9 protein-coding genes are annotated in these 12,895 nt (G+C 69.3%); 3 read left to right on the top strand and 6 right to left on the bottom strand.

Annotated features, from left to right (window positions below; all coding sequences use genetic code 11):
- Positions 1 to 31: 31 nt before the first annotated feature.
- Complete coding sequence (locus tag DMH01_RS40720; protein WP_125684529.1) at positions 32 to 1,282, top strand: hypothetical protein; 1,251 nt, start codon at positions 32 to 34, stop codon at positions 1,280 to 1,282.
- The gene (locus DMH01_RS40715) at positions 1,275 to 2,291 is read left to right on the top strand and encodes a methyltransferase (protein WP_233621864.1); all 1,017 of its coding nucleotides are present in this window, start codon (positions 1,275 to 1,277) and stop codon (positions 2,289 to 2,291) included. Before DMH01_RS40720 ends, DMH01_RS40715 begins: the two co-directional genes overlap by 8 nt.
- Before the next feature lie 412 nt (positions 2,292 to 2,703).
- On the opposite strand, the gene DMH01_RS40710 is transcribed toward DMH01_RS40715, so the two are convergent.
- The 6 genes from DMH01_RS40710 to DMH01_RS40685 form a co-directional block, all read right to left on the bottom strand.
- Positions 2,704 to 4,248: a 4-hydroxyphenylacetate 3-hydroxylase family protein gene (locus DMH01_RS40710; protein WP_125684527.1), complete on the bottom strand. Its 1,545-nt coding sequence runs from the start codon at positions 4,246 to 4,248 to the stop codon at positions 2,704 to 2,706.
- On the bottom strand, positions 4,245 to 5,600 hold the full coding sequence (locus tag DMH01_RS40705) for a condensation domain-containing protein (RefSeq protein WP_125684525.1): 1,356 nt from the start codon (positions 5,598 to 5,600) through the stop codon (positions 4,245 to 4,247). Before DMH01_RS40705 ends, DMH01_RS40710 begins: the two co-directional genes overlap by 4 nt.
- Positions 5,601 to 5,658: 58 nt before the next feature.
- Positions 5,659 to 7,092, bottom strand: a complete 1,434-nt coding sequence (locus tag DMH01_RS40700; protein WP_125684523.1) for a tryptophan 7-halogenase — start codon at positions 7,090 to 7,092, stop codon at positions 5,659 to 5,661.
- 243 nt (positions 7,093 to 7,335) lie between these two features.
- Entirely contained in the window at positions 7,336 to 8,223 is an 888-nt protein-coding gene (locus DMH01_RS40695; RefSeq protein WP_125684521.1) for a phytanoyl-CoA dioxygenase family protein, read from the bottom strand.
- A gap of 2 nt (positions 8,224 to 8,225) precedes the next feature.
- Positions 8,226 to 9,761, bottom strand: coding sequence for an amino acid adenylation domain-containing protein (locus tag DMH01_RS40690; RefSeq protein WP_125684519.1), 1,536 nt, complete (start codon positions 9,759 to 9,761; stop codon positions 8,226 to 8,228).
- Between the two features lie 11 nt (positions 9,762 to 9,772).
- Complete coding sequence (locus DMH01_RS40685; RefSeq protein WP_199745811.1) at positions 9,773 to 11,107, bottom strand: extracellular solute-binding protein; 1,335 nt, start codon at positions 11,105 to 11,107, stop codon at positions 9,773 to 9,775.
- Positions 11,108 to 11,256: 149 nt separating this feature from the next.
- Between DMH01_RS40685 and DMH01_RS40680 the strand changes: the two genes are divergently transcribed.
- The gene (locus tag DMH01_RS40680; RefSeq protein WP_125684517.1) at positions 11,257 to 12,849 is read left to right on the top strand and encodes an MFS transporter; all 1,593 of its coding nucleotides are present in this window, start codon (positions 11,257 to 11,259) and stop codon (positions 12,847 to 12,849) included.
- Positions 12,850 to 12,895 lie beyond the last annotated feature (46 nt).

Below are 12,895 nucleotides of genomic sequence, written 5' to 3'. Positions count from 1 at the left end.
GGATGCGTCGTCCATAAGGGACGGTGTCGGTGTGGGGGGCGTCAGGCGCCCGGGGAGGCACCGGTCTCCGGTCAAGGCGCTCGATCGCCTCCACCGGTGGTGGCGGGGTGGCGCGTCCGCGGGGTCCTTCCCCTACCGGCCGGTCCTCGGGCACTTCCAGGCGGTGGGCCGCAACCACGCGGACCCCGGCCTCGTCGCCACCCTGCGGGCGGCGCGCGACGTGCTGCCCGCGGGCCATGACGACGCCCGCGCGCTGGTCCTCCGGCAGTGGCTGCCGAGCACGGTCGACCAGGAGGACGGCGACTACGACACCTACGCCGGTGTCTCGCTGCTGAATCTCCTGGCCGACTCGTACGGCTCCGGCGAGGTGGTCGACGACACACTCGACGCCCTGCAGGTCGTCCTCCTGGCCGATCTGCTGCGCTACGAGACGTCGGCCCTCGTCGAGGAGCCCGATCTGCTGCGTCAGCAGGTCCGCGTCAAGGCGTGTCTGCGCGCCTTGGCGCGGGCCGACGAGCTCGCCCCGCGAGCCCGCGGCCTCGTTCCGGCGAATCCGTTGGGGGACAACGCGATCCGCGATCTCGGCAGGGACGATCTCCTGGCGCGCGGCGCCGAACTGTCCCGTGCCGTGCGGTCGGTGGCGCCCCCCGCGATGCGGGACGCGGTCGAATTCGCGATGCTCCCGACGACCTGGCTGCACGACGAAGTCATGTTCATCCGCAGCATCCAGTCGTTCGAAGTGGTCTACCGGCAGGTGGCGCGCTGCCTCGAACGGGCGACCGCGGCGCTGGACGCGGGCCGTCCGGCCGCGGCGTCGGACGAACTGCGGGACGCGACCAGGCGGATCACCGCGACGAGCATGCTGTACCGGATCCTCACGTCCATGCCGCCGGACGCGTTCGCGATCATCCGCGCCTACACGCACGGCCGCAGCGCCGTGCAGTCCCGGTCGTTCCGGTTGGTGGAGCAGTACAGCGCTCCGCCGCCGCCGGACACGGCCGGAATCGAGCTGCCCGGACCGTCGCTGCAAGAGGTGTACGAGGCGCGGCTGGCCACCGCGGGGCCGGCGTCACTGGGCTATCTCACCGAGACGATGCGCGGCCTCGACTCGGCGTGGCGGCTGATGAAGCGCACCCACTGGGGCATCACCCTCAAGGTCATCGGGAGGGTGCCGGGCACCGGGGGCACCGCCGGCGCGGCCTACCTCGAGCAGGCGGCGGCTCGGCCGCTGTTCCCCGTGCTGCATCCGCGGCAAGACGACTGGAGGGACCGGATTGCCTGAGCACGAGGGCGACTACCGCGAGCTGCGCCGGAAGATCATGGGATACATCGTCTCCCAGGCGATCTTCGCGGTGACCGAAGCCGGTGTCGTCGACCTACTCGCCGAAGGGCCGGTCGAGGTGGAATCCCTCGCCGGTGAAGCCAGGGTGGACGCGGACGCGTTGACCCGTTTCCTGCGGGTCCTCGTCGCCGAGGACCTGTTCGTCGAAGAGCCGCGCGGCACCTTCGGGTTGACCGCGGGCGGCGAACTCCTGCGATCCGACCAGCCGGGTTCCCTGCGACACCTGGTCACGCTGATGCGGGGTGAGTCGTACCTGGCCTGGCAGGACGCCGGGCATTCCCTCCGCACCGGAGAGGCGGGTTTCGACGCCGTGTTCGGCAAGCCACTGTTCGAATGGCTGGCCGCGCATCCCGAGCAGGCGGCCGATTTCGACGCGGCCCAGGCGGGCCTGGTGGCGAAGCGGATGGAACCGCTCTTGGACTCCGCTTGGTGGGATTGGAGCGGTACGTCGTCGGTCGTGGACATCGGCGGCGGCAACGGCACCCTGATCGGCGCGCTGCTGGCCCGCCACGGTCACCTGACCGGGCGGCTGTTCGACCAGCCGCACGTCGTCGAGCACGCCGACCTGACCGCGCACGGCGCCGGCGTCGCCGATCGCTGCGAGGTGGTCGGCGGGGACTTCTTCGCCGCGGTCCCCGGCGGCGCCGACGTCTATCTGCTGGCGCAGATCCTGCACGACTGGAGCGACGAGGACGCCGTCCTGATCCTCCGCCGGATCCGGGAGGCGATCCCGCCGCACGGCAGGCTGCTGATCCTGGAACAGATCATTCCCGACGACGACCGGCCGCATCCCGAGAAACTGCTCGACCTGCACATGCTCGTGCTGCTCGGCGGGCGCGAACGCGGGGAAGCGGAATGGCGCGGGCTGCTCGTCGAGGGCGGTTTCGACCTGGTGGAGGTCCACCGCGGTCCGCGTTCTTCGTTGCTGGTGGCCGCCGCGGCCGCGTGAGCCCCAGTAGGTGAAGGCCCCTTCGTTGTGCCAGTGTCCCGGCAACGTCGCATATCCGCTGGTCAGGTGAGTGTCGAGGGTTGGCCCGTCAGAGTGGCCTGGCGCTTTTTCGACTGTCCACAGGGGACACTTTCCAGGTAGCGGTGCCTGATTCGGGCGTTTTGTGTAGGGGTCGTGAACCGCACATCTAGCCATCGATCAGACATTTCACCGCTGGAAAGTGTCCCCCTTGTGGACATTCGGGGCTTGATGCGCGTCTCGAGTAGCTCGCGACCCTGAACCCCGCGCGAAGGCGTAACTCGCGTGATCAGAGGCGTAACTCGCGTGATCGGAGTGCGCACACGCGTGATGGGGCGGACGTGAAAGATCCCCTCCGGTGAAGGGGAGCCGGAGGGGATCTGGAGGGGGAGGGTCAGCTGTTGAACATCGTGGAGCGCATCCGGGCCAGGTCGTCGAAGGACGAAAGGTCCGGCACGGTCCAGCCGTTCAGGTCGTACTCGCCGAGGCACTTCTCGGCGAACTCGCGGTATTCGTCGAGTTGCCCGCCCGCGCGCTGGCCGGCGAGCAGCTCGAGCCGGACCGACTCGTGGTTGCCCGAGTAGTTGCGTTCGTACAGTTCGTGCCTGCCGCCGAATTCGGTCCCGACGGCGTCCCAGAGCAGCTTCATCACCTTGACGCGTTCCTCCGCGTCGGCGCCGTGCGAGCCGCGGAGGTACTTGTCGAGGTACGGCCGGACCTCGGGATTGCGGAAATCGTCCGTGGTGGAGTTGACGTAGATCAGTCCGCTCGCGACGTCCTGCTGGATGATCTCCTTGATCTTCGGATACGCGAGCTGCATGAACCACCGGTAGGCCTGGCCGTACTGCGGGTTGGGCAGCACCGCGCCGTTCTTCCACGGCACCGGATTGCGCGCGGCCGCATCCGAAAGCCCCCAGAAAAGGTTGCGCCAGGCCAAAACCTCGCCCACACGGGTCTGCACGCCGCGGAAGTTCAGCGTGCCGGTCAGTTCGAGGGCCTTGATCAGCAGCCCGACGATGAAGTCGAGTTTGACCGCGAACCGGGTGCAGCCGTGGAACGCGGCGCGCTCCATGAACCCCGACTGGCTGGAGAACACCTGGACCTTGCCGAGGTGGCCGTGGACGAAGACGTTCTCCCAGGGGATGAGCACCTTGTCCAGCACCATGAGCGTGTCGTTCTCGTCCATCCGCGAGGAGAGCGGGTAGTCGAACGGGCTGCCCATGACCGCGGCCGACGCGCTGTAGGAAGGACGGCAGATCAGCTTCAGGCCGGGTGCGTTCATCGGCACGGTGGCCATGATGGCGAACTTGCGGTCCTTGATCGGCAGGCCCACGTGCGCGAGGAAGTTGTAGTGGGTGAGCGCGGATCCGGTCGCGACCACCTTGGCGCCGCTGACCACGACGCCCGCGTCGGTCTCCTTCTCCACGTGGACGAAGACGTCGGCGACCTCGTCCGGCGGGCGATCCCGGTCGACGGGCGGGTGCACCAGCGCGTGGTTCCAGTAGAGCACCTTCTCCTGGGACTCCCGGTACCACCGGCGCGCGTTGTCGGCGAAGGGTTCGTAGAAGTCGGCGTTGGCGCCGAGCGTGCCCAGGAACGAGGCCTTGAAGTCGGGGCTGCGGCCCATCCACCCGTAGGACGCCCTGGCCCAGGTCGCGATCGCCTGCTGATCGGCGACGAGGTCTTCGGCGCTGTGCGGCGTGGTGAAGAACCGGTGCGTGTAGCCGTCGCCGGAGTCGGTCGGCCGGGTCAGCACGTCGCGCGTTTCCGGCGCGTGCAGGGAATCGTAGAGCCGGGCGATCATCCGCACGGGATTGTGGAACGCGGGATGGGCCGTCACGTCCTTGACCCGCTCGCCGTAGAGGTAGATCTCCCGGCCGTCACGGAGGCTCTCGATGTACTCGTCCCCGGTGAAGGGGCGCGTGCCGGGCGCGGTCACAGCGAACCCAGTGTCGCGTCGGGGTTCGTGACGACCTTGCGCAGCACGGTCAGGTAGTCGGCCAGCAGATCCGACATGGTGTCGGCGGTGAACCGGTTGGTGTTGAACCCGAGGCTGCCGACCGCGTCCGTGCCAGGACCGAGGTGCAGCGTCCAGAGGATGCCGTCCGGGACGTCGGAACCCACCGGCTGCGAGAGCTCGCGGCGCCACAGCTTCGTGAACTTGAGGTCGCCCACCTCGACCGCCTTCATCATATGCGGCGACCGGAGCGCCTGGAACGCGCCGACCTGACGGTGCTCGTCCATCGCCGGCACCATCAGCTGCGGGGCCTCCGCCATCAGGTGCATGAACGGGATGTCGTGCGAGTATGCCTCGACGCAGACCCGCCGGGTCAGCGCGATCGCGTCGCCGACCGTGACGCAGTCCCGCAGATCCGTGCGCAGCGGCATGAAGTTGACGAACGAGCCGACGGTGTCGCGGAACCTGCTGTGCCCGCGGCCCGGCGTGAAGGTCGGGGTGACGACGTCGGTCACCCCGGTCAGTTTCCGGAGCAGGAGCTGGTGCGCGGTGAACAGGACCATGAACGGCGACGACTTCGTCTTGCTCGCCAGCTCCGTGGTCGCCGCGACGAGATCGGCGTCGATCCGGAACCGGTGCCACGCCGTCTCTTTCGGGATCCCGCTCGACCTCGGCAGGTCGGTGGGCAGCGTGGTGACCCCGGCGCCGTCCAGCGTCCTGCGCCAGTAGGCGCGCGCCTTGTCCGCCGCCGGGCTCGCCAGATGCTCGCCTTCCCAGCGCGCGTAGTCCTGGTACTGCAGGGTTTCCGGCAGCTCGGGGGTCTTGCCCGCGCTCCGGTCCCGGTAGCAGGCGCCGATGTCGCCCGCGATCCGGTCCATCGCCCACGCGTCGGCCGCGGTGTGGTGCGCGTTGAGCATGAGGACCGAGTCGTGCTCGCCGAACCGGCCGAGGACCGCTTGGACCAACGGGAGTTCGTTGACGTCGTTGCCCTCGGCCTCGACCTCGTTGAGCAGTTCCTCGATCTGCCGCTGACGGTCCCCGGCCGGCGAAAGCTCGCGCACCGTGAGGCGGGGCTGGGTCGGCGGCTGGATCGACTGGTGCGGTGGATCCTGGTCACGGACGACCACCGTGCGCAGTGCCTCGTGCCGCGCGACGACGTCGTACAGCGCCCGGCGCAGCAGGTCGAGGTCGAGACTTCCCTCGACCTGCCACGCGCCGACGACGTGGTAGAGCGGGCCGAACGGGCCGTCGGTGGGGCCCGCGTCGAACATGCGCAGGAATTCCTGGGCGGCGGTGAGAGGAATTCGGTCCGTGGGAGCGTCCGTGACGGACATGGCTGCACCTTTCGTTGGCGGCCGCGGTGGATGACAGTGCTTTCCGGACTCTGGTCCGTCAGGAACGGACCCAGCTCAGCCCGTCGTCCGAGGCACGGAGGCCACCGGGTTCGAGCGCCGCGCCTTCGCCGGACCTGGAACCGAGCAACGCCCTGCCCTGCAGGCCGGCGCCCGCCTTGAGCATCCGGGTGAGGACCGTTCCGTTCGCGGCCCCGCCGGGCTTGTGCTCCACCGATTCGACGGTCGCGGCGAGGTCGTCGGCGGTGAGCCGGAGATCGTTCGAAGCGACGCCGCCCACCAGTTCCACGAAGGCCTCGACGTCGGTCGAAGCGCTTTCGGAGACCTTGCGCGCCTGCCAGAAGTAGGAGTCCTCGGACTTGTTCATGTCGTAGAACCCGATGAGGAACTCGTGGAAAAGGCCGTACTCGCGCCGGTAACGCTTTTCGAACTCGGCGAAGGCGGCTTCCTCGTCGACCGTTCCGGCGAGGCAGCCGTTGATCGACCGTGCGGCCAGCAGACCGCCGTAGGTGGCCAGGTGCACGCCGGAGGAGAAGACGGGGTCGACGAAGCACGCCGAGTCGCCGACCAGCACCATGCCCGGGCCGGAGAAGCGGGAGTTGCAGTACGACCAGTCCTTGCGGACGCGGTACGAACCGTACGGTCCCTCGGTGATCCGCTTGGCGTCGCCGAGGATGTCCTTGATCCGCGGGCAGGCGTCGATGAACCGCCGCATCGCCTCGTCGGGGTCGCCCTGCACCAGTTCGGCGGAGTCCTGGTGGACCACCGCGCCGACGCTGGTCAGGGTCGGGCTCAACGGGATGAACCAGAACCAGCCGTGCTCGAAGGCGACGCTGAAGATGTTGCCCGCGTTCGGTTCCGGAAGCCGCCCGGCGCCCTCGAAGTAGGTGAACAGCGCGAGGTTCCGGAAGAACGGCGAATAGTGGCGCTCCGCCCCGGACGCCTTGAAGAGACGGCTCGTGTTGCCCGAGGAGTCGACGACGTAGCGCGCGAACACCTCGTGGACCTTGCCATCGGAATCCTTGTAGTGGACGCCGCGGACCCGGCCCGTCTCGTCGGTGATCGCCTTGACCACGGAGCTTTCCTCGCGGACCTCGACGCCGTGCTTGCGCGCGTTGCGCAGCAGGATGTCGTCGAACTTCATCCGCTCGACCTGATACGCGAACGACGTCGGGCCGGGCATCTTGCTGGAGACCGCGAACTCGAAGGTCCACGGCTCCGGGCGCTTGCCCCATTTGAACGTGCCACCGCGCTTGACGGTGAAGCCGGCTTCGGCGACCTCTTTCTCGACGCCGAGAATCGGGATCACGCCGTGGACCGTCGCGGGCAGCAGCGACTCACCGATCTGGTAGCGGGGGAACTTTTCCTTCTCCAGCAGGAGAACCCGGTGTCCGGCCTTGCTCACGAGGGTGGACACGGTCGAACCGGCCGGCCCTCCTCCAACCACGATGACGTCGTACTGCGGCGAACTCACCGGTTCTCCACCTCTTTCCGTTCAGGGGAAGGCCTGACCACCATCGTCGCTGGCGGCCAGGCCGGATCACGACTTCCTGATTGCCGATTACGTTGGGAGGAAAGGCGAATGTGTCGTTTCGTAGCCGGGACGTGTCGCGAAAGCCACTTTCGCGACGTCTGATGTCCCGAAAGTGGCTTTCGCGACACGGTGACCCACCACGCCACGTTCGCCCCACCCTCGATACCGTGCGGGACAGGCGATTCAGGCCGCGGCGTTGAGGCCGAGCTGGTCGGCGGCGGCGCGGGCGGCGTCGATGTCGTCGTGTTCGAGGACCATGTGCGGATCCTGTAGTTCGAACCAGCCGACGCCCGGCGCGCAGCGGTCGTAGCCGAGCAGCCGCCGCACCTCCTCCGGGTACGCCAGCACCTTTTCCTTGGGCACCGCGAGGTACTGGTTCTCCTCCTGCCGCAGGCTGCCGAGGTCCAGCGACAGTGTCAGCCCGGTGCGTGGCTTGTCGGTGTCGTTGCGGCCGCCGCTGTGGTAGGTGCCGCCCTGGAAGATCAGGCCCGATCCGGCGGGCATCGCGGCGGGCACGCACTCGGCGTAGCGCGGGGCGCGGGTGTCGTCCCAGAGGTGGCTGCCCGGGATGACCAGCGTGGCGCCGTTCTCCGCGGTGAAGTCGCTCATCGCGAGCATGAGCTGCATCCGGATCACCGGGCCGGGGTGCGGGCGCAGGTACAGGGTGTCCTCGCGGTGCAGGGGCTGCTTGCCCTGGCCGGGGTCGATCTGGATCGCCTGGCTGGCGCTGATCTGGATGCTCGGCGTCATCTCGATCTGCGACCGGCCGATCCAGATCGGGACGGGCTTCTGGATCAGGCGGCGGGACGCGCCGAGGTAGAGCGGCTGGGTCACGATCGGCGTCAGCCGCGTGGTGCGCGCGAACAGCGAGGAGATGCGACGCGTGCGGTGGCCGTCGTAGCCGACCTCGCAGTAGTCGGAGTCCTGCAGATCGGGGCCGAGGTCATCCCACAATCCCGCCAGCGTCTCGGAATCCGCGAAGTTCTCGATGATGATCGCGCCGTCGCGTTCCATGATCTCGGTGACGTGGTCGAGATCCGCGTCCGGACCCACGTGCTGCAGCTCAGCCATGTTCATCGCCTTTCTGGTGCCGGGAGTCGCCGCCGGTCGACTTTGCCGATGGCGTTGCGCGGGAGTCGTTCCCGCAGGACCGTGAACAGGATCGGCGGCATGTCCCGCCCGAGCCGTTCACGCAGTGCCGTCCGCCAAGCCCGCGGCGGCCGTCCATCCGGTGCCGCGCCGGGCGCGGGCACCACATAGGCGACCAGCTGGGCCGCCAGGCCGTGGTGGTCGGTCTTGGCGACGACGGCGCATTCGACGATCGTCTCCTGCGCCGAAAGGGTCAGTTCGATGTCGGTGAGTTCGATGCGGTGGCCCGCCACCTTGACCTGGTTGTCGCTGCGGCCGCGGAATTCCAGCGCGCCGTCGGCGCGGCGGCGGGCGAGATCGCCCGTCCGGTAGGTGCGGACGCCTTCGCCGAGCCCGGATTCCGTGCGCAGCGGCCGGAAGGCGGCGTCCCGGTCGGCGGCGGCGCCGGTGTACCCGGGGGAGACGTACGGGCTCAGCACGACGATCTCGCCGGTGACGCCGTCGGGGCAGGGCCGGTCGTGCTCGTCGACGACGAGGATCCGCCGTCCGGGGATGGCCCGCCCGATCGGGACGGCCTCGGTGTCCGGCTCCGTGATCGGATGCCAGGTCGCCGCGATCGTCTCGGTCGGCCCGTAGAGGTTGACCAGCCGGGCGGCGGGCAACGCCGCGCGGAGCCCGCGCACGAGGTCACCGGAGACGGCTTCGCCCATGAGCACGAACTGTTCGAGCGACGTCAGCCGGGCGGCGAGGTCGTGCTTTTCGATCGCGCGCACGATCTCTGCGGCGAAGCTGGGGATCGTCTGGAGATGCGTGATCCCGTTGTCTCCCAGCCATTCCGCCAGTTTCACCGGATGCGCCCGGACGCCATCCGGTACCGGGTGGACGGTTCCGCCCGCGACCAAGGTGGCGAAGAGTTCGATCAGCGCCGGGTCGTGTTCCGGGGTGACCCATTGCGCGACCCGGGATCCCGGGCCGATGCCGAACTCCGCGGCGAACCAGGTGGTGAACTGCGCGAACGCGGCGTGCGTCTGCGGCACGCCCTTGGGCACGCCGGTCGACCCGGAGGTGTGCGCGACGTAGGCCCGGCCGGATGGTTCCACTGTGGACGGTGCCGCGAGCCCTTCGGGGCCGAGCCCGCCGGCGTCGACGAGTTTGCCGCCGCACTCGTCCCGGTACCACGACGCCAGCGCGTCGTCCGCGCCGTCGCCGTCGATCAGCAGGTACGCCGGGCGGAGATCGCCGAGGATCACCCGGCCCCGCTCGCCGAGATCGCCGGTGCCGAGCCAGGACAGGTGCGCGCCGGCGCCCAGCACACCGAGCAGCGCCGCGATCCGCGTCTCGCCCTGCGGCAGGCGGACCGCGACCGCTTCGTCGGTGCCACCGAGGGCGGCGGTCACCGCGGCGGCGCGGTCCACCAGCTCCCGATAGGACAGATTCCCGCCCTCCCCATGGATCGCCGCGGCCTCCGGCGTCCGGTCGGCGTGGGCGCGGACGAGCTCGTGGACCAGTTCGGACACCATTTCGCCCGCTCTCAGCCGATCGAAAGGGAATTAGGGGTACGCGGCACGTCGCAGTCGGCGTTGTAGTCGTCGAGCAGCCGCTGCGCCTCTCCGGTGGCCTGCCGGAACCGTTCGGCCGGAACGGCGTCCCGGACGAGCACGTCCTCCAGCGCCTGCGTCATCGCCGCGTTCACCCCGGCCGACGGGCCGATGACCGGTCCTCGCGCGGCGGCCGAGCCGTCGCCGGCCCGGAGCTGCTCGGTGCCCGCGCGCTGGTACGGGTGTTCGTCGAACCAGCCTTCGTCCGCCAGCAGGAAGTCCGCGGTCCCGGTGACCGGCACGAAACCGTGCGCGCGATGCCAGGCGGCGGCGTTGACCGGATTGGCGAGGTACTGCAGGAAGGCCAGCGCGCCGTCCCGGGTGACCGGGTCGATGTCCCTGGCGAGCCACAGGGAATCACCCGAGACCGGATTCCCGGCGTAAGGCGCGTTCTCGTTGCGCGGCATCGGGCCGACGCCGACCTCGAAACCCTGGTCGCGTCCCGTCCGCACGAGATCCCACGCGGCCTTCGACGAATCGACGACGAACGCCGTCCGGCCGCTCGCGAACGCCTGGAAGTTCCCCATCCAGTCGCCCTGGGTCCCGGTGTAGTGGTAGAGCCCGTCCTTGTGCAGGCGGCGGGACCACTCCACCCACGCCAGCATCTCCGGAGAGTCCAGCTCGACCCGGCTCGCGCGGCCGTCGCGGCCGTTCCCGTTGTCGGCGAAAACCCCGCCTTGGGAGGAGACGGCCTGCTGCATCAGCCAGCCGTGGATCGGCCAGGTGATCGAACCGGGACCGATCTTCCGGCAGGCGGCCTCGATTTCGGCCCAGGTCCGCGGAATCTCGGTGACTCCCGCCGCGCGCAGCAGATCCATGTTGGCGTACACCAGGAAAGTGGTCACGCTGAACGGCTGGGACAGGAGTTCTCCGCCGCTTCCGGTGTAGGCCTCGCGCAAGGCCGGTTCGAGGTCGTCGAGGACGACCGGTTCGCCGAGGATCTCCTCGCGTCCGGCGATCGCGCGCTCCACCGAGGTGAACATCGGCAGGCCGTCCTTGTCGAGCGTGTCGAGGGCGAGCCTGCTCGCGCTGGCGTAGTAGCCCGCCACGTCGGGTGGTTCGGCGGCGCGGGCGACCTCCTCCGCCATCGCGGGGAAGGGATGCCCGGTCACCTCGATCAGGTAGTCCGGGTGCGCCCGGCCGAATTCCTCGCCTCGATCCCGGACGGGATCGAGGAACGGCCTGCCGTCGTAGGTCTGGAACGGGTAGTCCGCGAACCAGACGCGCACGACGACGCGGCCGTCCGGCGTTCTGCGGATCGGGCGCATGTATCCCTCCAAGTGCGATTACGCTGCCGCTCCAGCACATACGTTCTCACCTGTTCAGGGCTACTTTTCCTTTGCGGACAAGGCCGGACGGAGCCGCAAGTCTGAAGGTGCGTGCGGCCGGACGACGCGCCCATAGTGGGGGAGTGACTATGGATACAGCTGCCCCCCGAGCCGCCGGGCGCCGCGAGTGGATAGGCCTCGCCGTCCTGGCCTTGCCGACCATGCTCGTTTCGCTGGACATCAGCGTCCTCTTCCTCGCGCTCCCGCATCTGGCCGCCGATCTCGGCGCCAGTGCCACGGAACAGCTGTGGATCACCGACATCTACGGGTTCCTGATCGCGGGTTTCCTGGTCACCATGGGCACACTCGGTGACCGCATCGGCAGGCGCAAACTCCTGTTGATCGGCGCGACCGGGTTCGGTGCCGCGTCGGTGCTGGCCGCCTTCTCCGGCAGCCCCGAGATGCTGATCGTGTCCAGGGCGATCCTCGGTTTCGCCGGCGCGACCCTGCTGCCCTCGACGCTGGCCCTGATCAGCACGATGTTCCAGGTGCCGCGGCAGATGGGCGTCGCGATGGCCATCTGGGGGACGGCGTTCATGGCGGGCGTCGCGCTCGGCCCGGTCGTCGGCGGCATCCTCCTTTCGGTCTTCTGGTGGGGTTCGGTGTTCCTGATGGCCGTGCCGCTGCTGGCGATCCTCCTGATCGCCGGACCGCTGCTGCTGCCGGAAAGCCGCGCACCCGAGTCGGGACGGATCGACCTCGGCAGCGTGGCGCTGTCGCTGCTGGCGATCCTGCCGCTGGTGTACGGCCTGAAGGAGCTGACCAGGACGGGCGCCGGTGTCGTGCTGCCGATCGTCGCCATCGTGATCGGCGCGACCGCCGCGGCCCTGTTCGTGCTCCGCCAGCGCCGGCTCGAAGATCCCTTGCTGGACCTCAAACTCTTCCGCAACCGCCAGCTGAGCGCGGCGGTGCTGATCGGGCTGATCGTGGGCGCCGTGCAGAGCGGCACCGGGCTGTACATCGCGCTCTATCTGCAGACGGTCGAGGGATTCGGCCCGCTGCAGGCCGGGCTGTGGCTGCTCGTCCCGAACGCGGCGCTCGTCATCGGCATCAACGTCTCGCCGAAGCTCGCCCAGCGCTTCCGGCCGGGTTACGTGCTCGCCGCCGGGCTCGCGGTCTCGGCGGTGGGACAGTTCCTGCTGACCCAAGTGGACAGTGCCGACGGGCTGGCGCTGCTCGTGATCGGCGTGAGCATCGGCTATCTCGGTGTCGGGCCGGCTTCCGCGCTCTTGAACCACCTCGTGATGGACTCGACCCCGCCGGAGCAGGCGGGCTCCGCGGCGTCGCTTTCGGCCACCGGTGGCGAATTGGGTGTCGCGGGCGGGATCGCCGTGTTCGGCAGCATCGGCGCGGCGGTGTACGGCAGCACCTTGCTCATCCCGGACGGCGTTCCCGCGCCGGCCACGGGTGCCGCGGAAGAAAGCATCAGCGGTGCCGTCACGGTCGCGGGCGAGCTCGAGCCCGCCGTCGGCGCTTCGCTGCTCGATTCCGCGCGCGAAGCCTTTACCAGCGGCCTGACGACCATCGCCGGGCTGAGCGTTTTCCTCTTCCTCGCGCTGGGGGCGCTCGCCGCCTTCCTGCTTCGGAACGTCCGGCCCGTCGACCACGAAGAGGCGGGGACCGAAGCGGGGGACGAGGTGGAGGCGGGCCAGTCGCCCGACTCGGTGCCGACTCGCGGCTGAGCCGCCGGCGACAGCACGACCAACTGGGCACCGTATCGCGGGTGAA

This window comes from Amycolatopsis sp. WAC 04182 (genome assembly GCF_003947465.1).
Classification (GTDB): Bacteria; Actinomycetota; Actinomycetes; order Mycobacteriales; family Pseudonocardiaceae; genus Amycolatopsis.
Note: the sequence above shows the minus strand (reverse complement) of the source record. Positions and strands in the feature narration are given on the sequence as shown.